Source organism: Nocardia speluncae NBRC 108251 (genome assembly GCF_001613245.1).
GTDB classification, from domain to species: Bacteria; Actinomycetota; Actinomycetes; order Mycobacteriales; family Mycobacteriaceae; genus Nocardia; species Nocardia speluncae.
Genome location: NZ_BDBZ01000012.1, coordinates 68,276 through 88,677 on the forward strand (window position 1 = coordinate 68,276; position 20,402 = coordinate 88,677).

The following is a 20,402-nucleotide window of genomic DNA, read 5'->3' on the forward strand; positions in this document are numbered from 1 at the left end:
CCAGAACAGATCGGTTACACGTTCGGCGGCGGCGAGCCCAGCGACCGCGGCCCCGGGATAGGGCCCTGTCACTCCCCGGCTGGTGCGTCACCGAATCCCGGCTCCACCGCACCGGTGCCGGGATCTGTGACCGGGTCCATCAACGATGTTGGAGGCACCGAGACTCTATGGCCACGATAGAAGCTCCGGCTCAGCCGAAGCGCAAAACGCTGTACCGAGGCGACCCCGGTATGTGGTCCTGGGCCCTGCACCGGATCACCGGTGTCACGGTCTTCTTCTTCCTGTTCGTACACGTCCTGGACACCGCGCTGGTCCGGGTCAGTCCCGAAATCTACGACGAGGCGATCGAGCTCTACAAGACACCGATCGTCGCGCTCATGGAAATGGGCCTGGTCTTCTGCGTGCTGTTCCACGCGCTCAACGGTGTGCGGGTCATCCTGGTGGACTTCTGGTCGCAGGGGCCGCGCTACCAGAAGCAGATGCTCTGGGGCATCCTCGGCCTGCTGGTGGTGCTGATGGTGCCCACGATCGGCCGCATGTTCTACCTACTGTTGACGGAGCACTGAGTCATGACCGCACCTGTTCTCGGTAAATCCTACGATCGTCCGGCGAGCCTGGATCTGCCCCGCTCACCCCGGGCCCGCGCCAACGGAAACTTCGAGAAGTACGCCTGGCTGTTCATGCGTTTCTCCGGGGTCGCGCTGATCGTGCTGGTCCTCGGTCATATGGCGATCATGTTGCTGCTCGACGGTGGCGTGAAACGGTTGAACTTCGCGTTCGTCGCCGGCCGCTGGGCGAGCCCGTTCTGGCAGATCTGGGATCTGGCCATGCTGTGGCTCGCGCAGCTCCACGGCGGTAACGGACTGCGCACCGTGATCGCGGACTACTCGCGCAAGGATTCGACCCGGTTCTGGCTGAACACGCTGCTGGTGCTGTCGATGATCCTGGTCATGGGCGTGGGCACCTACGTCATCTTCACCTTCGACCCCAATATCAGTTAGGAACGGGCCCCCTCGCATGAGTGAGAGCAGCGAACGAACCAGCGAAACAGTTGAGTCTCGACCTGTTCAGGAGCACCGCTACGACGTCGTGATCGTCGGCGCCGGTGGCGCGGGTATGCGGGCGGCCATCGAGGCCGGCCCCCGGGCGCGTACCGCAGTCCTGACCAAGCTGTACCCCACCCGTAGCCACACCGGTGCGGCCCAGGGCGGTATGTGCGCGGCCCTGGCGAACGTCGAAGAAGACAACTGGGAGTGGCACACCTTCGACACGGTCAAGGGTGGCGACTACCTGGTCGACCAGGACGCGGCGGAGATCATGGCCAAAGAAGCCATCGACGCGGTACTGGACCTGGAGAAGATGGGTCTGCCGTTCAACCGCACGCCCGAGGGCAAGATCGACCAGCGCCGGTTCGGCGGACACACCCGTGATCACGGCAAGGCCCCGGTGCGGCGTGCCTGCTACGCGGCCGACCGCACGGGTCACATGATCTTGCAGACGCTGTACCAGAACTGCGTCAAGCACGACGTGGAGTTCTACAACGAGTTCTATGTGCTCGACCTGGTGATGACAGATACCGAGCGGGGTCAGGTCGCCACCGGTGTGGTCGCCTACGAGCTGGCCACCGGCGAACTGCACGTGTTCCACGCCAAGTCGATCGTCTTCGCCACCGGCGGTTCCGGCCGGATGTACAAGACCACCTCGAACGCGCATACGCTCACCGGCGACGGTATGGCGATCGTGTTCCGCAAGGGCCTGCCGCTCGAGGATATGGAATTCCACCAGTTCCATCCGACGGGTCTGGCCGGGCTCGGCATTCTGATCTCCGAGGCGGTGCGCGGTGAGGGCGGCATCCTGCGCAATGTGGACGGCGAGCGATTCATGGAACGCTACGCGCCCACCATCAAGGACCTCGCGCCGCGCGATATCGTCGCGCGTTCGATGGTGCTGGAGGTGCTCGAAGGTCGCGGCGCCGGCCCGAACAAGGACTACGTCTACATCGACGTGACCCACCTCGGCGAGGACGTCCTCGAGGAGAAACTGCCCGATATCACCGAGTTCGCCCGCACCTACCTGGGTGTGGACCCGGTGAAGGAACTGGTGCCGGTCTTCCCGACCTGCCACTACGTGATGGGCGGCATCCCCACCCGCATCCAGGGGGAGGTGCTGCGCAACAACACCGATGTCGTCCCCGGCCTGTACGCCGCCGGTGAATGCGCCTGTGTCTCCGTGCACGGCGCCAACCGGCTCGGCACCAACTCGCTGCTCGATATCAACGTGTTCGGCCGCCGCGCCGGTATCGCCGCCGCCGAATACGCGCAGCGCGCCGAATTCGTCGAGATGCCGGAGGGGCCCGCGCAGATGGTGCAGGACTGGCTCTCGCTGATCCTGTCCGACCACGGCAACGAGCGGGTCGCCGATATCCGCACCGAATTGCAGCGGTCGATGGACAACAACGCCTCGGTGTTCCGCACCGAGGACACGCTCAAGCAGGCCCTCACCGATATCCATGCGCTCAAGGAGCGCTACGCGCGGATTACGGTGCAGGACAAGGGCAAACGCTACAACAGTGATCTGCTCGAGGCCCTGGAGCTGGGCTTCCTGCTGGAGCTGGCCGAAGTCACGGTGGTCGGCGCGCTCAACCGCAAGGAATCGCGTGGCGGTCACGCCCGCGAGGACTATCCGGACCGCGACGACGTGAACTTCATGCGGCACACGATGGCCTACAAGGAAGGCTCGGATCTCCTCTCGGATATCCGGCTGGACTTCAAGCCGGTGGTGCAGACCCGTTACGAGCCGATGGAGCGTAAATACTGATGACCGCTGTAGCCGAGAAGCCCGCAGCCGCGAACCCGGCGCCGGTTCCCGAGGGGTCGACCATGATCACCGTGAAGGTGGCGCGGTTCAACCCGGAGGACGGGCAGGGCCAGCACTGGGAGTCGTTCCAGGTGCCCGCGCTGTCGACGGACCGCTTCCTGAACGTCCTCATCTACATCAAGTCCTACCTGGACGGCACACTCACCTTCCGGCGTTCCTGCGCGCATGGTGTGTGCGGGTCGGACGCGATGCGGATCAACGGTGTGAACCGGCTGGCCTGCAAGGTCCTGATGAAGGATATGCTGCCGAAGAACGGTAGTCCGGTCACCATCACCGTCGAGCCTATCCGTGGCCTGCCGGTGGAGAAGGACCTGATCGTCGATATGGAGCCGTTCTTCGACGCATTCCGGGCGGTGAAGCCGTACCTGATGACCTCCGGGAACGAGCCGACTTTCGAACGGATCCAGAGCCAGGCCGATCGCGCCCGGTTCGACGACACCACCAAATGCATCCTGTGTGCCTGCTGCACCACCTCGTGCCCGGTGTACTGGCACGACGGTAGCTACTTCGGCCCGGCCGCGATCGTGAACGCGCACCGCTTCATCTTCGACAGCCGGGACGAGGGCGCCCGCGAGCGTCTGGACATCCTCAACGACGTCGACGGGGTGTGGCGCTGCCGCACCACCTTCAACTGCACCGATGCCTGCCCGCGCGGTATCGAGGTCACCAAGGCGATTCAGGAAGTCAAGCGCGCGCTGCTGTTCGCGCGCTGAGCCGTTGTCGTCAGAACCGCCCTCGTGTCCGGCACGGGGGCGGTTCTGTTTTCCCGGCCGATGGGGTTTCGTCACACGAACTTGATAATTCGGGTACCCGAACTTACCATTCGACTGGAAGGCGGTGGTTCGGCATGCGAGTAATCTTCCGGCTCACCGCTGTGCTCGCGCTCTGCGCGACAGTGGTCGTGCTCACCGCCTGCGAGACATTCCACCTGCCTCGCAACGGGAAACCGGTGGTGGTCACCACCTTCACCGTGCTGGCCGATATCGCCGGCAATATCGCCGGCGAACACCTCGAAGTACAGTCGCTCACCAAACCCGGTTCAGAGATCCACGGCTACGATCCGACCCCCGGCGATATCAAACGTGCCGCCAAAGCCGATCTCATCCTCGACAACGGGATGAACCTGGAAGCCTGGTTCGGCCAGTTCGTCGCCGACCTCGACGCCGAGCACGTCACCGTGAGTGCCGGAGTGGCCTCGGTACCCATCACCTCCGATGCCTATGCGGGCAAACCCAACCCGCACGCCTGGATGTCACCGCTCAACGTCCAGACCTATGTCGACAATATGGTGGCCGCCTTCACCCGCCTCGCACCCGAACACGGTGCCGTGTTCCGGGCCAACGGTGAGAACTACAAACTCCGGCTGCAGCAGGTGTACGACGAACTCGTCGCCGAACTCCGCGATCTGCCGCGCCGGCAGCGGGCCCTGGTGACCTGCGAAGGCGCGTTCTCCTACCTGGCTCGCGACGCGGGCCTGTCGGAGGCCTATATATGGCCGGTCAATGCCGAACAGCAGGCCACACCGCAGCAGATCACCCGGGTGATCGAATACGTCCGCGATAATCGGGTACCCGCGGTGTTCTGCGAATCCACCATCTCCGACGCGCCGATGCGGCGGGTCGTCGAGGCCACGGGTGCGCATTTCGGCGGCGTCCTCTATGTGGACTCACTGTCCGCGGCCGACGGCCCGGTGCCGACCTATCTGGACCTGATCCGCCACGATGCCGAAACCATCGCCGCCGCACTCACCGGGAGCCGGTCATGACAACCCCCGCGATCGACGTCGACGGCGTCACCGTCTACTACGGCGACGTGCAGGCTCTCGAAGGGGTCCGGCTGGCGGTGAACCCGGGCCGGATATGCGCGCTGATCGGGATGAACGGCTCGGGTAAATCCACGCTGTTCAAAACGTTGATGGGCATGGTCGTCCCGGACCGCGGCACCGTTCGTATCGGTGGCGAGAAACCGGCGGTGGCACGCCGCTGCGGACTGCTCGGCTATGTACCGCAGAGCGAAGCGGTGGACTGGTCGTTCCCGCTGTCGGTACGCGATGTGGTGACCACCGGACGCTACGGCCGGATGGGTTTCACCCGGCGGGTGCGCCGCACCGACCGGGCCGCGGTGGACGAGGCCCTGGAGCGGGTCGAACTGACCGATCTCGCGGCCCGGCAGATCGGGCAACTCTCCGGCGGCCAGCGCAAACGTGCCTTCGTGGCGCGTGGCATCGCGCAAGGCGCCCGGATCCTCCTGCTCGACGAACCGTTCGCGGGTGTGGACAAACGCTCCGAGGCGACGATCACGGGATTGCTGCGCGAACTGGCCGCCGACGGTGCGACAGTCCTGATCTCCACCCACGACCTGCACGCCCTGCCCGGACTCGCCGACGAGGCGGCGCTGCTCATGCGCCGGGTGCTGGTACACGGCAGCACCGATGAGGCGCTACAGCCGGGAAACCTCGCGCTGGCCTTCGGACTCGACGTACTGGGACAGCGGTGAATGTGATGGACCCGATCGAATTCCTGCTCGAACCGCTCCGATACGCCTTCATGGTTCGTGCCCTGATCACGAGCTTGGTGGCCGCGATCGTCTGCGGCCTGCTCTCGTGCTGGCTGGTGCTCGTCGGCTGGTCCCTCATGGGGGACGCGGTTTCGCATGCCGTGCTGCCCGGGGTGGTGCTCGCGTATATCGCGGGAGTCCCGTTCGCCGTCGGCGCGGTGATCTTCGGGTTCCTGGCCGTGGCACTGATCGGCCTGGTCCGCGATACCAGCCGGGTGAAAGAAGACGCCGCCATCGGCATCGTGTTCACCACCCTGTTCGCCTTCGGCCTGGTGCTGATCTCGGTGACACCCAGCGATACCGACCTCAACCACATCATCTTCGGCAATATCCTCGGTGTCGGACCGGACGAGTTGGTGCAGATCGCCGTACTGGCCGCATTCGTCTTCGTGGTTCTCGTCCTCAAACGACGCGATTTCACCTTGTACGCCTTCGACCGCGTCCACGCCTACGCGATCGGCCTGAACCCGCGCGTACTCGGCGCCACACTGCTCGGCCTGCTCGCGCTGACAGCGGTTGTGGCGCTGCAGGCCGTCGGAGTGGTTCTGGTAGTGGCCATGCTGATCATCCCGGGCGCCACCGCCTACCTGCTCACCGATCGTTTCGGCCGGATGCTGGTGCTGGCCCCGGCCATCTCGGCGATCTGTGCCCTCACCGGCCTCTACGTCAGCTACTACGCCGATACCGCGCCCGGGGCGACCATGGTCCTCGCGCAAGGTGCGGTGTTCACCCTGGTTTATCTGTTCGCACCCCGGCAGGGGCTCATCGGATCCCGCCTGGTTGTCGCGCGACGCCGTGCTCGCGACAGCAGTACGCCGGCGGTCGCCGAGGACACATCTGGCCGACCTGGTTGAACACAAGCGACCCGTCTCCGGAGCCGGCCTTCAGCGGGCCGTGACGGGCCCACGTGACGGGTCGTGCGTAGTGCGGCCCCTGCCAGGTGCTGCGGTTGTCGACCGCTCGGTACGTCGCCGATATCGCATACGCTCCCGATCCGGTGGTCGTGCAGTACATAGGCCGGGCGGGATTACCGCGCCGAGTATCGATTTGGACATCTGCGGAGCGAATGAACTGACCCCGCCGGGCATCCCCGCAGGGGTCACATATCCGGCTCCTCGAGCGGCGCGGCGCGGCGCCACTGCTCGCCGGCGAGCACCACATGGTCCAGGAAGCGTAGGCCGACGGTATGCGCCGCGGCGACGAGCACGCTACTGGCTCGCCGGTCGTCGAGACTGGGGGAGGGGTCGCCGGAGGGGTGGTTGTGGACAAGGGCGAACGCGCGACCGTCATTCCGGAGCACGGTATTGAGGATTTCGCGTACGGGCACCGCCACCTCGTCGATCGCGCCCTCGGCTACGAATACCGACCGCCGCAGTCGATTGCGCGTATCGCAGACCAGCACCAGCAGACGCTCGACCCGCGCCCCGGCGAACAGGGGAGCGGCCGCCAGCGCAACATCCTCGGCGCGTAACACCGGTGCCGCGGGTGCCGGGCCGCCGCGGGCGCGCGCGGCGAGCTGGAAGGCGGCGATGATCGCGGCGGCCTTGGCGGTGCCCACACCGGCGAGGCGGGCCAGCTCCTCGGGACGCGCCGAGGACAAACCGGAGACTCCGCCGAATTCGGTGAGTAGACCGAATGCCAGTTCCACCGCGCTCGCACCGCGTCTGCCCTGACCGAGCAGCAGCGCCAGTAGTTCGCCGTCACTCAGGGCCTGTGGGCCCAGTGCATACAACCGCTCGCGTGGACGCTGGGTGACGGGCAGATCGCTGATCGGTACCGACATGATTCCCCCTCCGGACTCCGTATGCCCGGATCATGCCAACGGGTACCGACAGGTACGCGCTGTACGTGCCGTCAGCCGTCGACGATCGCGAGCTGCGGTGATCGGTTCAGCGCCGACGCGGCCAGCCGCTCGAAATGCCGGAGCTGTCGTTCATGGACCACGATCCGGCGCAGCGCCTCGTGAATCGTGGCCTTGTCGGTCCCCGTGCCCATGATTGCGCCGGCGGCCGCCAGCAGATCCTGATCCAGATCGATCCGCACTGTCGGCATGCGTCCTCCTTCATACATCTGCCCTGCTACCGCGGTGCGGCCGTCCCCGTCCGGAAAGGCGCCGGCCGGGGCTGCGCGACGACAAAACACCGCTGGCCAGACAGTTTGCCCAGTCCGTGCCGGTTTATCGACAGAATGAGCCGTCGCGTGTCCACATCGAGACCTACCGCTGCGCGAACCGTGTGCCGACCGGGCGGGTTCAGCGCGGAGTCAGCCGGGATTCGAAATTGCGTTCCAGCTCACGCCACGCCCGGGCCTCGGAATCGAACGGCGGATTGGGTGCCATCCGGGTCGGGTCCGGGTTCAGCAGATAGGAGACATACCAGCCGAGCGGAGTCGATTTCGCCAGGGCCTGTTCCACCGCATCGTCCTCGGCGTAATCGGCGGCGTCGGTGAACAACTCCAGCACCAGATCCAGTTGCTCGGTATCCACCGCCTCGGGGCCCTCGGCCAGATCGTCGGCCAGGCCGGGCAGAACGTAGACGTTCTCCTCGGTGACCTCGACCTCCAGCGACCCGTCCACCGCGGCGGTCTGCACTTCGGCGAAGGTACTCACCCGGGCCAGATCGTGTTCGTGGTCGTCGGCGAGGTAGCGGGCAAGGGCGCGTTCGCTACCGAATACGGAAACCGACTTCCTGGCCCCGAGGAAAATCGGCTCGTCGTCGAGGTAGCAGCGCAACGTGAAGTATTCCGAATCCGAGGTGACGATCTTGACCGGGTCGATCCCGACTTCCTCCCAGAACGTGAGGTCGTCGTCCTCTTCTTCCTCTTCGTCGTCGTCGGCATTCAGGTCGACCGGTTCGATATCACTGTCGTCGTCGGTATCGGCGACATCGTCGGCGTCGACCTCGTTCTCTTCGGCGGCCAGCAATTCCGCTTCGGCCAGGGCTACCGCTTCGGCGTCCACAGCCGGGGCACGCACCACCGAATCGATCGAATCCAGCACATCGTCCCAGCTCTTGGCCACTGCGGCGCCGATCTGATCCCAGATTTCCAGGCCCTCGCGGCCCGCGAACATACCCGTGCCGCCGGCCAGCGCGCCGAGTGCGGGATGGGTGGCGAAAAACTTCGTCACCGTCTCGAGCTCGCAGACCTCGCCGATATTGCGGACCATGGCGAGCGTGTCCTCGAGCTCGGCGACGGTCTCCACATCCGGATCACCGGCGGCCAGCTCCGGGACTCCGACCAGGTCGAACGAGTAGTTGTCCTCGGGCTCCAGTTCCGCCGCCGATAGGCCGGCGACGACCTTCCAAGCCGGATGGTCGACCAGATCGTTATCGGAATCGGTCCGGATGAAGGCCGCCAGTTCGGCCACGGACTCGAAGCCGTACAGGGTGTCCTCGTGTCCTAGGAACGCTTCCCACTCGTCATCCCCGTCACGCCAGCGCGGTGCCCAGAGGGTGACGAGATCGCCGTCGGTCAGACCGAGCTCGATCGGGACGATGTCTCCAGAAGCCATACGCGGAAGCCTAATAGGTAGAGCAGGGCCGAGCCCACCCCTGGGCCGACCACAGCCGGAGCGGACGATGGACGAACCCCGTGCGGTGCACGACCGGAGCATACGCCGAGGTGTCTCCGATGGCACTGTGTGCTCGCCGCGACACCCGCGTAACGCGCCCGCGACCGGCCGTGATCAGGCGTTACCGGGATATCCTCCGGCCGGTTGTGCATCCGCCGGCGCGAACGATTCGTTCAGCGCGGCAACGACCTCCGAGCGTCGGCCACCGGCATCTTCGGCGGCCTGACGGCAGGCCGAGAGGATCAACTGTGCGGCTTCGGCGGGTGGAAGTGAGGTGACCCCCTCGGTGAGTTGCAAACCCACCAGTGCCCCGTCGCTGTCGATCTCTGCGCTCACCAGCCCGTCTTCGCTGGTGAACCGGCCCCGGATCTGTTTCAGCCCGTACAGCGCCGCTTCGAGCGCCTCCAGTTTCTGAGTGGCCCCCGCGACCAGGGCGTCCATTTCCGCGCTCATGCTCCATCCCTCCTGGATCCCCGTGGTGGCGCGCCGTGGTGATACCGCGCAACCGGCAATTCGCGGCGGCTCATACCGGCCGCATCCAGCTCGTCGGCCCGGTGTCGGCGTCGTCCATCCGATCCAGTTCGTCGACCGCCTGCTGCCGGGTCGGCAACCCCAGCCGGTCCAGAATCTCCGCCGGCATTCCGTTCTCGGCCAGTAGTTCCCGGCGTTTCGCCTTGGCCGCGATCGTCGAACGTTTGGTCAGCCGCAGGATCTCGTCGGCGAGTGCCTGTGCACCGTAACGGTATTCGCTGCGTTCGAATTTGATCTCCACCGGCATACCCTGGTCGGTGGCTCGTACCGACAGTGTGCCGGAACGATTCCTGCTCCCGGCCACGGTGACGTTCGGTATCTCCGGAACCTGCTGCTCACTCATACTTCTGTCCAGTCGTCATGATCGGATATCCGCCCATCGTGGGGCAGCCTGGCTACTCATTCCGTCGGCCGGTAGAACCCGTAGAACTCCATCCCGCTGTTTTCGGTGCGGATGGAACCGACTTGTACCGGATCGCCGGCTTCGACGAGCTGACCGTTGCCGACCACCATGGCAACATGGCCGTCCCAGACCGCCAGATCCCCGGGCATCAGATCGCCGGGGGAGACGGGGGTGGCGCCGTTGGCCTGCTCGTGGGCGAGGCGCGGGATCTCCATCCCGGCTTCGCCGTAGGCGTATTTCGTCAGGCCGCTGCAATCCAGACCGGCGCCCGGCGTGTTACCGCCCCATACATAGGGGGTGCCGACGCAGCCGAGTGCGGATTTCACCGCGGTGGCGGCCTTTTCGTTCGGCGCCTCCACGACACTGCCGTCGGGCAGGGTGATCTTGACGCCCTCACCGGACGCGGTGCCGGTGGAACTGGTCGTCCTACCCGGTGTTCCGGCACTCGTCGTGGTGGTGCTGCCGCTGGTGCTCGACATCGCGGTGCTCATCATCGTGCCGGCCACCCCGGCGACGTTGCTGAGGCCGGAGGTCACCGTGGAGATCGCCTGGCCGGTCACCGGTGCGGTGTTCGCGGCCGACGGAGTGGGCGGCGGTGGGGCGAGTTCGTTCATGGAGGCCGTCTGGGTCTGCAGGTCGTTCTGTACCCGCCCCACGACCCCCAGTGCCTGACCCAGATGATCGATCGCGGACCCGACCAGCACCGTCAGCCCGGCCGGAGTGCCCAGCGTGGGGGCCATGGCGGTGGCGTTGTTCACGAACGATTGGGCGATGACGGTGAGATCCTTGTTGCCGGTTTCGACATGAGCCGCCGCCTGACCCATCACCGTGGCCATCTCGTTGCCGCGGTCGGAGATACTCGCGGCGGAGGTCTGCACCCGCAATGCCTTGGAGGTCGCGGCGTCGGCGCCGGTACCGTCCCAGGCGGTGTTCATCAGATTGATGCCCGTACGGCCGAGTGAATGCACCTGATCGATCGCGGTGGACGCCGCCCGCAACGAATCACCCGGGCCACCGGTGCCGAGCACGCCGGTGCCGAAACTGGCCAGCAGGTCGAGGATCGGTTTGGCCAGTGCGCTGATATCGATCACCGGTCACTCCCCGGCGGCACCGCGCAGGGCGGCCGCATTGCTGGTATCGGCCTCGGCGTAACTCACGGCGGCCACGCCCGCCGCTCCGCTCATCGTGCCCAGTACGGCGGACAATTGGCCGATCGTCGCGGTATGACCGGCGTGTGCGGCGGCATAGGCGGCCAGGAAATCACCGCCGACCAGACCGAAGATCGGCCCCAGGATCCCGGGCGCGGCGCCCGAGGTACCGGCCCCTGCCGCCACGAGTTCGGAGGCCATCACCCCGGTAGTGGTGCCGTAGGCCGCGATGCCTTCGGCATCGGCTGAGATGTTCACCATCAGAGGTTCCCCCATCGACTTCGTTAACGGGCAGAGTATGTCATCTACCGGATTCGACGCACCGGCTTCCCGCTCGGTTCCATCGAAAATCGAAATCCGGAAATCCCCGGCGCGGCCGCGGCGCGCGCGGGTTCGACCTTATCGTTCCCTCATGCGTACGCACACCCTGGACCATCCGCTCGTGGCGAGCCTGCTGACCACACTCCGCGACGAACGCACCCCCGGCTCGGCCTTCCGGGCCGCGCTGCGCGACCTGTCCGGACTACTGGTGTACGAGGCGCTGCGCGATGCGCAGGTCGAGTACTACGACATCGACACTCCGGTCACCGCGACCCGCGGTGTGCGCCTGGCCCGCCCGCCGCTGCTGGTGCCCGTGCTGCGGGCCGGGCTCGGCATGGTGGAGGCGGCCACGAATCTGATCCCGCAATCGAAAGTGGGGTTCGTCGGGGTCGCCCGTGACGAACGGACGCACCGGCCCGTGCCCTATCTGGAATCGCTGCCCGAGGATCTGTCCACGACACCGGTCATGGTGCTGGACCCGATGCTGGCGACGGGCGGCTCCATGGTGCACACGCTGCGATTGCTGGCCGGGCGCGGGGCCGCGGATATCACCGCGGTGTGCGTGGTCTCGGCGCCGGAAGGGATCGCGGCGCTGGCCGGTTCGGGACTGCCCGTCCGGCTGGTGACCGCGGTGATCGACGACCGGCTCGACGACGAAGCGTTCATCGTGCCCGGCCTGGGTGACGCCGGGGACCGGCAGTACGGCCCGCGGTAAGCGCGATCAACCGGCCAGCGTCCGGCAGTATGCGGCTGCGGCCGAAAGGCGTTGCCGGGCAGATTCTCTCGCGGCAGGCAGATCGTCCCGGCCGGAAACCGGCTGCACCACCTCCAGATAGCATTTCAGCTTCGGTTCGGTACCCGAGGGCCGAACCACCAGCCGCAGGCCGTCACCGGTGAACAACAGTGCGTCCGTGCGCATCCGACCGCGCAACTCCGCCATATCGGTGTAATCGACCGCGGTACCGGCGAGTTCCCGTGGTGGCGTCGTACGCAAGGTGTTCACCACCGCCGCCGCGGCCCGCTGATCCGGCAGGCGCAGCGAAACCTGATCGCCGGCGTGCACACCGAAACGCAGCGCGTAATCGTCGAGCTCGTCGAGCAGAGTGCGGCCCCGCCTGCGCAGCCGCGCCACCAGGTCGGCGGCCAGCACCGCGGCGGAGATACCGTCCTTATCGCGCACTGCCGCCGGGTCCACACAGTGACCGAGCGCCTCCTCGTACGCATACACCAGGCCCTCACCCGCCCTGGCCAGCCATTTGAAGCCGGTGAGGGTTTCGGCGTAGCGGGCGCCGCGCTCGGTGGCGAGCCGGGAGAGCATCCGCGACGAGACGATCGTGGTCGCCACCAGTGCCTCCGGCGGCGCCGTTCGCAGCACATCGCCGGCCAGCAGTACACCGGTCTCGTCGCCGCGCAGCATGCGCCAGCCCTCGGGAGTGGGCAGGCCGAGCGCGCAGCGGTCCGCGTCGGGGTCGAGGGCGATGGCCAGGTCGGCATCCACCCGCTCGGCCAATCGCAACAGCAGATCGGCGGCGCCGGGTTCCTCGGGATTCGGGAAGGCGACTGTGGGGAAATCCGGGTCGGGGGTGAACTGTTCGGCCACCGCATGGAGATCGGTGAACCCGGCGGCGGTCAGCGCCTGTACAGCCGTGGCGCCGCCCACCCCGTGCAGCGGTGTGAGCGCGATCCGGATCCCCGCGCGTTCGCCCGGACCACCGATGAGCTGCGGCAGCTGGATGACCCGTGCGAGGTAACGGGAGTACAGGTCGCTGTCCGAGATTTCCACCGGGGTACGCGGGATCGGCTCGGTCACCGCCGCGATCCGCTGCTCGATCTCGGTATCGGCCGGGGCGAGCAGTTGCGCGCCACCATCGACATACACCTTGTAGCCGTTGTCGGCGGGCGGATTGTGCGAAGCGGTGATCTGTACACCGGCCACTGCGCCGAGCGCGCGGACGGCGAACGCGGTCACCGGGGTAGGCCACGGTTCGGGTAGCCGGACCACCGGGAAACCGGCCCCGGCCAGCACCTCGGCGGTGACCTCGGCGAACTCCGCCGACCCGTGCCGGGCGTCGCGGCCGACCACCACTCGTCCACCACCCAGGCAGCGGTCTCGCAGCCACGCCGCGAGACCCGCGGTCGCGTGGGCGACGGTGGTCTCGTTCATCCGGTCCGGGCCCGGACCCAGCGGGCCCCGCAGCCCCGCGGTACCGAACGTGAGCACTACAACTGCTCCAGCAGCGCACGCAGCAGTTTGCCGAGCCGGGGCGCGGCGGCCTGTCCTTCGGCCAGCACTTCGGCGTGGGCCAGCGGCGCCCCGGTGACCCCGGCCGCCAGGTTGGTGACCAGCGAGATCCCGAGCAACCGAGCACCCAGTGCGCGCGCCGCGATGGCCTCGAGCACTGTGGACATCCCCACCAGGTCCGCCCCGATGGTGGCCAGCATGCGGATTTCCGCGGGCGTCTCGTACTGCGGTCCGGTGAGCCCGGCGTATACGCCGTCGGTGAGATCCGGGTCGATCCGGCGGGCGAGATGCCGCAGTTCCGGGTCCCAGGCATCCACCATGTCGACGAATGTGGGCCCGGCGAGGGCGGTCGCGCCGGTGAGGTTGATGTGGTCGCGCACCAGCACCGCCTCCCCGACACGCAGGCCGGGCCCGATACCGCCGGCGGCGTTGGTCAGGATCACCGTTTCGGCGCCCGCCGCCACCGCGGTACGCACCGGATGCACCACTTCGGCAGGGGTGTATCCCTCGTAGAGGTGCTGGCGGCCCATGAGCACCAGGGCGTCGGTGTCACCGACCTTCACCGACAGCACCCGGCCGATATGCCCCTGTGCGGTGGGCGCGGCGAATCCCGGTAACTCCGGCATCGGGATTTCGGCGTTCGGGACGCCGAGTTCGGTGGCGGCGTCCTGCCACCCCGAACCCAGCACTACTGCGACCCGGTGCCGGGCCACGGAGGTCCGGGCGGCGATTTCCTGGGCAGCCTCGTCGGCAAGCATGCCGGTCAGTGTATGGCCTCCGGGCGCCGCGGACCGGTGTCCTGCCGGATCCGGTGCCCACCGGCGACCGCTGTAGAGGCCCGGCGCTCCGGTGGATACGCTGCACATATGCCGTACCTGGAACGCGTGGGGAACGTTTACGTATTATCGCTGGGCAACGAGGGCCAGACCGACAGCGAGAACCGCTTCGGCCACGAATGGCTCGACGAGACGCACGCCCTGCTGGATACGGTGGAAGCGAGTTCAGGGCCCGCCGCCCTGGTCACGACGGCCACCGGAAAGTTCTTCAGCAACGGCCTCGACACCGACTGGCTGTTCGCCAACCTCGACCGCATGCACGGTTACCTCGATCGCGTCCACGAGCTGCTGGCCCGGGTCCTGGCCTTCCCGCTACCCACCCTGGCCGCGGTGAACGGGCATGCGTTCGGCGCCGGCGCCATGCTCGCGAGCGCGCACGATTTCCGGATCATGCGCGTCGATCGCGGGTTCTGGTGCCTGCCCGAGGTGCATCTCGGGATGCCGTTCACGATCGGGATGAACGCGCTGGTAACGGGCCGGCTGACCAATCAGGTCGCGCTCACCGCGATGACCACGGGCTACCGGTACAGCGGTCCGGAGGCATTCGCCGCCGGCATCGTCGACGAGACCGCTGATGCCGTAGACCTGCGCGATAGCGCGGTCACCCGGGCCACTGCACTGGCGGCCAACCGGAACGGCAGCCTTCCGGTGATCAAACGTTGCCTGCACGCCCCGACGTTGGCTGCCCTGGCTGTCCCGACCACCCCGGACAACCTGGAGTTCGCCAAGAGTTAGCATCCGGGTATCCGTGTTTCGTTGTCACTGTTGCGGCAGTAATACCCGGGACGTCGCCGGGCGCGGATCCGGCCGTGGTGGGAAACTGGAGGTGACGGCCGTTCCCCGGGGGGACGAGTGGAACCGCCGCCTGTACCGCGACGCAGGTCGCGGGCGATATGCGTGACGAGCCGATCCCGGCACGCGGAGAACTGGTTCGCAGCTGCTCGTTCTACGACAGGAGGATATTCGGTGAGCACATCCGGCCGTTCGGTGCGCGACGGACAGGACGCGGTGACGGCGTGGCTGGCCGAGCACACGGTCGATCTCGTGCAGTGGCGACGGCATCTGCACGCGAACCCGGAGCTTTCCCGCACCGAGTTCGCCACCACCGAATTCGTCGGTACCTGGCTGACCAAGGCCGGTCTCTCGTTCCGGGTGCTGCCCAGCGGTACGGGCCTGATCTGCGATATCGGCCCGGCGAATGCCCCCAGGATCGCCCTGCGCGCCGATGTGGACGCGCTGCCGCTCCAGGAGTTCACCGGCCGGGAGTTCGCCTCCACGGTTCCCGGCGTTTCCCATGCCTGCGGCCACGACGCGCACACGGCCATCCTGCTCGGCACCGCGCTGGCCCTGGCCGACGCGGACCTGCCGGTCGGGGTCCGGCTGATCTTCCAGCATGCCGAGGAAGTGATGCCCGGCGGCGCCCTGGATATGGTCGCCGAAGGCGCCGTGACCGGAGTGGACCGCATCTTCGCTCTGCACTGCGACCCCCGGCTCGAAGTGGGTCGGGTGGGTATTCGGGTCGGTGCGATAACCTCCGCGGCCGACACCGTGGAACTGGTCCTGGACTCGCCCGGCGGGCACACCTCCCGGCCCCACCTGACCAGCGACCTCGTCTACGCCATCGGCACCGTTATCACCGGCCTTCCAGGCCTGCTCAGCCGCCGGATCGACCCGCGGACCAGCACGGTCATGGTCTGGGGGGCGGTGAGCGCCGGCAAAGCGCCCAACGCCATACCGCAGACGGGGATGCTCACCGGCACCGTCCGCACCGGTGATCACGCCACCTGGTCGCTGCTGGAGCCGTTGGTGCGGGAGATCGTCGACGGTCTCCTCGCACCGACCGGCGTGCGATACCAGCTCGACTACCGGCGCGGCGTCCCTCCGGTCGTGAACGACGAACAGTCGGTCCGGATGCTCAGCGACGCGGTCCGCGGGATCGGCCCGGATGCTCTCGCCGATACCCCGCAGTCCGGCGGCGGCGAGGATTTCTCCTGGTACCTGGAAGAAGTCCCCGGAGCGATGGCCCGGCTCGGCGTCTGGTCCGGAACGGGTCCCCAACTGGACCTGCACCAGTCCACCTTCGATATCGACGAACGCGCCCTCGAAATCGGCGTCCGCACCTTCACCAACCTGGTTCTCCAAGCCGGCCGGGAACTCGCAATCTGAGCTGCGCAGACTTGCCGGCACAGCATCCCGCGGACCCGCCGCCGCGGGATCCTGCGGCAGCAGTGCCCTCCGTTCGTATCCGGCCGGACGCCCCATCAAGCGCCGCAAAAGACACAGCTCAGCTGAAGTTGTTACCCGGTCCGACGTTGCGGCTGTTGCGGGTGCGCAAGGCGTGTACGTAGTCCGCTGGGGCACCCGCCTTTTCGGCGGCATCGGCCATCACGCCGATATAGCGGGCCGAGGGGAGTCCGCCCTCGTAGGCGTCGAGAACGTACAGCCAGGCCAGGATGGGGTCGGCACCGCTGCCGGTGCTGGGGGTGACGCGGAGGCGGATCTTGCGGTGGATCCCGAAATCCGACCCCTCCCACCGGTCCAGTCGCTGTTCGTCTTCCGGCGAGACGTCGTAGAGCACCACGAAGACCCGGGAGCCCGGCTCTTCGACGACGGTGGCCAGCGGGCCTTCCCAGCCGATGTCGTCCCCGCTGAAGGTGAGGCGCCAGCCTTCCAGCCAGCCCGTCCCGGACATGGGGGAGTGCGGACAGCGCTCGAGCATCTGGGTCGAATCCATATTGGACCCGTAGGCAGCGTAGATCGGCACACCGGCAGCTTAGTTGTGTTCCGGCCCGGTCCGGGGACTGGGCGTCGTAATCGGTGCTGCGGGATCTGCTTCTGGTGCGGTTACGGGCGCCTCCGGCCGCGCCTGGACTGTCGATGGGATCCGCTGAACAGCACCGACTAGGCTTATCTCGGCGAGTGAGGGCCGCGACGCTGCCGCGCGCCGGGCGCGGGTGATCAGGACAGGGGTAGTTATGACCCGCATTGCAATCATCGGTGGCGGACCCGCAGGCTATGAGGCGGCGCTGGTCGCGGCCCAGCACGGCGCGCAGGTCGTACTGATCGATTCCGACGGTATCGGTGGGGCGTGTGTGCTCTGGGACTGTGTCCCGTCCAAGACGTTCATCGCGTCGACCGGTATCCGCACCGACCTGCGGCGGGCCCGCAACCTGGGGATAACGCTGGATCCGAGCCAGGCCGAGGTGCGGTTGCCGGAGGTCAACGAACGCGTGAAGGCGCTGGCGCTGGCGCAGTCGTCGGATATCCGGTCCAAATTGCAGGCCGCGGGCGTCCGGGTGCTGCCCGGTTGGGGCCGGCTGGCGGGCCCGGGGTCGGGCCGGGCGACCCACCAAGTCGCGGTGACCTGTCCGGATGCCGCCACCGAGACCGTGGAGGCCGAGGTGGTGCTGATCGCGACCGGTGCCTCGCCGCGAGTGCTCGCCGGGGCCGAGCCCGATGGAGAGCGGATCCTGAACTGGCGCCAGCTCTATGATCTGGCCGAACTGCCGGAAACCCTGGTGGTGGTCGGTTCGGGTGTCACCGGCGCGGAATTCGTCTCCGCGTACACCGAAATGGGTGTCCGAGTAATCCTGGTATCCAGCCGGGACCGGGTGCTGCCGGGCGAAGATGCCGATGCCGCATTGGTTCTCGAGGACGCTTTTGCCGAGCGCGGTGTGGAACTGGTCAAGCATGCCCGCGCCGACAAGGTGGAGCGCACGGCCGACGGTGTGCTGGTAACCCTTTCCGACGGTCGCACCGTCACCGGTTCGCACGCCCTCATGACTGTCGGTTCGACCCCGAACACCACCGGTCTCGGCCTGGAGGAGCTCGGTGTCGAACTCGACCACGGCGGATACCTGCGGGTCGACCGGGTCTCGCGCACCCCGGTCCCGGGAATCTATGCGGCCGGTGACTGCACCGGTCTGTTGCCGCTGGCCTCGGTGGCCGCCATGCAGGGCCGGATCGCGATGTACCACGCGCTCGGTGAGGGTGTGGTCCCCATCCGCCTCAAAACGGTGGCCTCGGCGGTTTTCACCCGCCCCGAGATCGCGACTGTCGGGGTGAGCCAGACCGCCATCGACAACGGGGAGGTACCTGCCCGGACGGTGATGCTGCCGCTGAACACCAATCCACGCGCCAAGATGTCGGGATTGCGCCGCGGCTTCGTGAAGATCTTCTGCCGCCCGGCGACGGGTGTGGTGATCGGCGGAGTCGTGGTCGCGCCCATCGCCTCGGAGTTGATCTTGCCGATCGCGCTCGCGGTGCAGAACAATCTCACGGTCAACGATCTGGCACAGACGTTCTCGGTCTATCCCTCGCTCACCGGTTCGGTCATGGAAGCGGCCCGCCAGCTCATGCGCCACGACGATCTGGGCTGACCTGTCCCTGGCCGCGCCGCCCCGTCGCCGTCGTATTCAGCGAGGATCCACAGCCTCGTGCGCGCCGGTGGACGCTTCCGGCGGCGCCGCGGCCCGTCTGCGGGCCTGAACCCGAAGTGCCGGCGACGGCACCGAGTTCAGCGAGATGCGTCAGGCCCGGCCCCTGCAGAGCCGACGTAACCGACGGTGGTGCCGAGTTCAGCGAGGCCCTGAAAGGTTTCGGCCGAGAGGGCCGAAACCCGCGGCGCCGCAGGCGCCGCCAAAAGATGCAGCACAGATTGCCGGACGGGCTCGGGTGTGGTTGACTGCCGAGGCAGAGATTGCGATCGGCGGGCGGTCGCGAGGTTTGGTGCCGGGGGGTTCGTCCTTTCGGACTCGGACAGCGAACGGCCCATCGGGGCCACCGCTGGAGTCGTGTCTCAGATGAGGCAGAACTGGTTGCGGTGCACAGGTGCCGCCGCATCCGGGAAAGGGATTGGGCGAATAGTGAAACATCGTAAGCCGAGCCGGGCGACCCGGGCGGTGGCGAGCACTTCGCTGCCGCTTGCGACCGCAGCGGCCATGGCCATCTTCGCATCGCCGGCGGGGGCCGTTCCGGGGGATCAGCCGACCACGCCGACGACTCCGGCGCCCGCTCAGCCGGGTGCCACGCCGGAGCAGCAGGGTCCGGAGACCACGCCTAGCCAGCCGGGTGTGCAGAACAACGGCGAACAGGATCAGGACGGGAACGAGGAGCAGTCGGGTAGTACCCCCACTCCGAGTCAGCCCGGTGTGACGACGCCGAAGCCGGGTGAGGAAGGCGAGCAGGCCCTTACAGGGCCCACTCAGCCGGGTGTGACCGCGCCGCGTGTGGCTCCGCTGCCCGTTCCGGGGCAGGACGAGCCGGTACAGCCGGCGATCGCGCCGGACAAGCCCGAGGGCGAGCAGCCTCCGGTGCCGGGGCAGCCGGGTGATCGGCCGGCCGGGACCGGGGGCGACGCACAGGCCGCGGATCCGGGCACCGAAACCCTGGTCCAGCCGCAGGCCCCCGAGTGGGAGGCCCCGCGCCTGCAATCGGCTCCGGTGGCGCCGGTGGTCGAGATGCAGGGCCCGCATATGGAGGTCGGCGCCGCCCTCGATGGTGGTGCGCTCGCGCCCGGGCATTTCGCCAATACGCATCACTTCACGAACCAATCGGGGTATGTCGGTACGGCCGGTTTCAGTACCCCCACGGGCACCGGCGAAGCCGGCATCTCGGTGGAGTTCGTCGATGAGAACACCATCAATGTTTCCACCTTCACCGGTGGGAACGGGCTGCCGGACAATCGGCTCGATCACACGATCGACACCACCCCGGTGAATAATGCCAAGGCGGCTGTCGAGCATTGGATCGCCATGCAGCCGGGCGGTGCGGATGCACTGAAGGCCGCGGCCGAGATTCCGCCACCCCCGCCGCTGCTGCCGCCGGGTAACTACCCGGAGCAGTCGATCAACGTCGCTGGTGTCAACACCCAGTGGGGTGGTTCGCTCCAGTACTGATACGAGTTGAATCTTGCCGG

The 20,402-nt window shown here is 67.3% G+C and carries 22 protein-coding genes; 12 read left to right on the forward strand and 10 right to left on the reverse strand.

Annotated features, from left to right (window positions below; translation table 11 throughout):
* The first annotated feature begins 167 nt into the window (after positions 1-167).
* The 7 genes from sdhC (at position 168) to NS6_RS13585 (ending at position 6,287) form a co-directional block, all read left to right on the forward strand.
* Positions 168-566 carry a succinate dehydrogenase, cytochrome b556 subunit gene (sdhC, locus tag NS6_RS13555; RefSeq protein WP_084471028.1) on the forward strand — a complete coding sequence of 133 codons (399 nt, stop codon included), beginning with the start codon at positions 168-170 and terminating at the stop codon, positions 564-566.
* Positions 567-569: 3 nt separating this feature from the next.
* The gene (locus tag NS6_RS13560) at positions 570-1,001 is read left to right on the forward strand and encodes a succinate dehydrogenase hydrophobic membrane anchor subunit (protein WP_068041292.1); all 432 of its coding nucleotides are present in this window, start codon (positions 570-572) and stop codon (positions 999-1,001) included.
* A 16-nt stretch (positions 1,002-1,017) separates the two neighbouring features.
* Positions 1,018-2,817 carry a succinate dehydrogenase flavoprotein subunit gene (sdhA, locus tag NS6_RS13565; protein ID WP_068041304.1) on the forward strand — a complete coding sequence of 600 codons (1,800 nt, stop codon included), beginning with the start codon at positions 1,018-1,020 and terminating at the stop codon, positions 2,815-2,817.
* Positions 2,817-3,590 (forward strand): succinate dehydrogenase iron-sulfur subunit, encoded by a 774-nt coding sequence (locus NS6_RS13570; RefSeq protein ID WP_068041305.1) that lies wholly within the window; start codon positions 2,817-2,819, stop codon positions 3,588-3,590. Before sdhA ends, NS6_RS13570 begins: the two co-directional genes overlap by 1 nt.
* Positions 3,591-3,724: 134 nt before the next feature.
* A complete protein-coding gene (locus NS6_RS13575) occupies positions 3,725-4,642 on the forward strand; it encodes a metal ABC transporter substrate-binding protein (RefSeq protein WP_168443523.1) in 918 nt (305 codons plus the stop codon).
* Positions 4,639-5,373, forward strand: coding sequence for a metal ABC transporter ATP-binding protein (locus NS6_RS13580; RefSeq protein WP_068041309.1), 735 nt, complete (start codon positions 4,639-4,641; stop codon positions 5,371-5,373). The genes NS6_RS13575 and NS6_RS13580 overlap by 4 nt, the downstream gene beginning before the upstream one ends.
* A gap of 5 nt (positions 5,374-5,378) precedes the next feature.
* Positions 5,379-6,287, forward strand: coding sequence for a metal ABC transporter permease (locus NS6_RS13585; RefSeq protein ID WP_068041613.1), 909 nt, complete (start codon positions 5,379-5,381; stop codon positions 6,285-6,287).
* Positions 6,288-6,532: 245 nt separating this feature from the next.
* Here NS6_RS13585 and NS6_RS13590 read toward each other — a convergent pair whose 3' ends face one another.
* The 7 genes from NS6_RS13590 to NS6_RS13620 all read right to left on the reverse strand — a co-directional run bounded on the left by NS6_RS13590 (position 6,533) and on the right by NS6_RS13620 (position 11,347).
* Positions 6,533-7,216, reverse strand: a complete 684-nt coding sequence (locus tag NS6_RS13590; RefSeq protein ID WP_084471029.1) for a JAB domain-containing protein — start codon at positions 7,214-7,216, stop codon at positions 6,533-6,535.
* A 71-nt stretch (positions 7,217-7,287) separates the two neighbouring features.
* Positions 7,288-7,485 carry a type II toxin-antitoxin system VapB family antitoxin gene (locus NS6_RS13595; protein ID WP_068041623.1) on the reverse strand — a complete coding sequence of 66 codons (198 nt, stop codon included), beginning with the start codon at positions 7,483-7,485 and terminating at the stop codon, positions 7,288-7,290.
* 199 nt (positions 7,486-7,684) lie between these two features.
* Positions 7,685-8,944 carry a SatS C-terminal domain-containing protein gene (locus NS6_RS13600; protein ID WP_068041310.1) on the reverse strand — a complete coding sequence of 420 codons (1,260 nt, stop codon included), beginning with the start codon at positions 8,942-8,944 and terminating at the stop codon, positions 7,685-7,687.
* 174 nt (positions 8,945-9,118) lie between these two features.
* Positions 9,119-9,457 (reverse strand): YbaB/EbfC family nucleoid-associated protein, encoded by a 339-nt coding sequence (locus tag NS6_RS13605; protein ID WP_068041311.1) that lies wholly within the window; start codon positions 9,455-9,457, stop codon positions 9,119-9,121.
* A 70-nt stretch (positions 9,458-9,527) separates the two neighbouring features.
* Positions 9,528-9,878: a hypothetical protein gene (locus tag NS6_RS13610; RefSeq protein ID WP_068041315.1), complete on the reverse strand. Its 351-nt coding sequence runs from the start codon at positions 9,876-9,878 to the stop codon at positions 9,528-9,530.
* 56 nt (positions 9,879-9,934) lie between these two features.
* Positions 9,935-11,029 (reverse strand): C40 family peptidase, encoded by a 1,095-nt coding sequence (locus tag NS6_RS13615; protein ID WP_068041321.1) that lies wholly within the window; start codon positions 11,027-11,029, stop codon positions 9,935-9,937.
* A 3-nt stretch (positions 11,030-11,032) separates the two neighbouring features.
* Positions 11,033-11,347, reverse strand: coding sequence for a DUF2563 family protein (locus NS6_RS13620; RefSeq protein WP_068041626.1), 315 nt, complete (start codon positions 11,345-11,347; stop codon positions 11,033-11,035).
* 151 nt (positions 11,348-11,498) lie between these two features.
* On the opposite strand from NS6_RS13620, the gene upp reads away from it, so the two are divergent.
* On the forward strand, positions 11,499-12,122 hold the full coding sequence (upp, locus tag NS6_RS13625; protein ID WP_068041323.1) for a uracil phosphoribosyltransferase: 624 nt from the start codon (positions 11,499-11,501) through the stop codon (positions 12,120-12,122).
* Between the two features lie 6 nt (positions 12,123-12,128).
* On the opposite strand, the gene NS6_RS13630 is transcribed toward upp, so the two are convergent.
* Entirely contained in the window at positions 12,129-13,628 is a 1,500-nt protein-coding gene (locus NS6_RS13630; RefSeq protein ID WP_068041326.1) for a phospho-sugar mutase, read from the reverse strand.
* Positions 13,628-14,407 (reverse strand): purine-nucleoside phosphorylase, encoded by a 780-nt coding sequence (locus tag NS6_RS13635; RefSeq protein WP_068041630.1) that lies wholly within the window; start codon positions 14,405-14,407, stop codon positions 13,628-13,630. The genes NS6_RS13630 and NS6_RS13635 overlap by 1 nt, the downstream gene beginning before the upstream one ends.
* Positions 14,408-14,515: 108 nt before the next feature.
* Here NS6_RS13635 and NS6_RS13640 point away from each other — a divergent pair, with 108 nt between their 5' ends.
* Both NS6_RS13640 and NS6_RS13645 read left to right on the forward strand, forming a co-directional pair.
* The gene (locus NS6_RS13640) at positions 14,516-15,220 is read left to right on the forward strand and encodes an enoyl-CoA hydratase-related protein (RefSeq protein WP_068041328.1); all 705 of its coding nucleotides are present in this window, start codon (positions 14,516-14,518) and stop codon (positions 15,218-15,220) included.
* 273 nt (positions 15,221-15,493) lie between these two features.
* Entirely contained in the window at positions 15,494-16,651 is a 1,158-nt protein-coding gene (locus NS6_RS13645; protein WP_174552595.1) for a M20 family metallopeptidase, read from the forward strand.
* Between the two features lie 118 nt (positions 16,652-16,769).
* On the opposite strand, the gene NS6_RS13650 is transcribed toward NS6_RS13645, so the two are convergent.
* The gene (locus NS6_RS13650; RefSeq protein ID WP_068041332.1) at positions 16,770-17,249 is read right to left on the reverse strand and encodes a gamma-glutamylcyclotransferase family protein; all 480 of its coding nucleotides are present in this window, start codon (positions 17,247-17,249) and stop codon (positions 16,770-16,772) included.
* Between the two features lie 211 nt (positions 17,250-17,460).
* On the opposite strand from NS6_RS13650, the gene NS6_RS13655 reads away from it, so the two are divergent.
* Together NS6_RS13655 and NS6_RS13660 are read left to right on the forward strand one after the other, a co-directional pair.
* On the forward strand, positions 17,461-18,864 hold the full coding sequence (locus NS6_RS13655; protein ID WP_068041335.1) for an NAD(P)H-quinone dehydrogenase: 1,404 nt from the start codon (positions 17,461-17,463) through the stop codon (positions 18,862-18,864).
* Positions 18,865-19,350: 486 nt separating this feature from the next.
* Positions 19,351-20,382, forward strand: coding sequence for a hypothetical protein (locus tag NS6_RS13660; RefSeq protein ID WP_245669322.1), 1,032 nt, complete (start codon positions 19,351-19,353; stop codon positions 20,380-20,382).
* The last annotated feature ends 20 nt before the right edge of the window (positions 20,383-20,402 follow it).

Excerpts from the sequence above, each read along its gene's own strand:
- sdhC (WP_084471028.1), top strand. The coding sequence starts at position 168 with ATGGCCACGATAGAAGCTCCGGCTCAGCCGAAGCGCAAAACGCTGTAC.
- NS6_RS13560 (WP_068041292.1), top strand. The coding sequence starts at position 570 with ATGACCGCACCTGTTCTCGGTAAATCCTACGATCGTCCGGCGAGCCTG.
- sdhA (WP_068041304.1), top strand. The coding sequence starts at position 1,018 with ATGAGTGAGAGCAGCGAACGAACCAGCGAAACAGTTGAGTCTCGACCT.
- NS6_RS13570 (WP_068041305.1), top strand. The coding sequence starts at position 2,817 with ATGACCGCTGTAGCCGAGAAGCCCGCAGCCGCGAACCCGGCGCCGGTT.
- NS6_RS13575 (WP_168443523.1), top strand. The coding sequence starts at position 3,725 with ATGCGAGTAATCTTCCGGCTCACCGCTGTGCTCGCGCTCTGCGCGACA.
- NS6_RS13580 (WP_068041309.1), top strand. The coding sequence starts at position 4,639 with ATGACAACCCCCGCGATCGACGTCGACGGCGTCACCGTCTACTACGGC.
- NS6_RS13585 (WP_068041613.1), top strand. The coding sequence starts at position 5,379 with ATGGACCCGATCGAATTCCTGCTCGAACCGCTCCGATACGCCTTCATG.
- NS6_RS13590 (WP_084471029.1), bottom strand. The coding sequence starts at position 7,216 with ATGTCGGTACCGATCAGCGATCTGCCCGTCACCCAGCGTCCACGCGAG.
- NS6_RS13595 (WP_068041623.1), bottom strand. The coding sequence starts at position 7,485 with ATGCCGACAGTGCGGATCGATCTGGATCAGGATCTGCTGGCGGCCGCC.
- NS6_RS13600 (WP_068041310.1), bottom strand. The coding sequence starts at position 8,944 with ATGGCTTCTGGAGACATCGTCCCGATCGAGCTCGGTCTGACCGACGGC.
- NS6_RS13605 (WP_068041311.1), bottom strand. The coding sequence starts at position 9,457 with ATGAGCGCGGAAATGGACGCCCTGGTCGCGGGGGCCACTCAGAAACTG.
- NS6_RS13610 (WP_068041315.1), bottom strand. The coding sequence starts at position 9,878 with ATGAGTGAGCAGCAGGTTCCGGAGATACCGAACGTCACCGTGGCCGGG.
- NS6_RS13620 (WP_068041626.1), bottom strand. The coding sequence starts at position 11,347 with ATGGTGAACATCTCAGCCGATGCCGAAGGCATCGCGGCCTACGGCACC.
- upp (WP_068041323.1), top strand. The coding sequence starts at position 11,499 with ATGCGTACGCACACCCTGGACCATCCGCTCGTGGCGAGCCTGCTGACC.
- NS6_RS13635 (WP_068041630.1), bottom strand. The coding sequence starts at position 14,407 with ATGCTTGCCGACGAGGCTGCCCAGGAAATCGCCGCCCGGACCTCCGTG.
- NS6_RS13640 (WP_068041328.1), top strand. The coding sequence starts at position 14,516 with ATGCCGTACCTGGAACGCGTGGGGAACGTTTACGTATTATCGCTGGGC.
- NS6_RS13655 (WP_068041335.1), top strand. The coding sequence starts at position 17,461 with ATGACCCGCATTGCAATCATCGGTGGCGGACCCGCAGGCTATGAGGCG.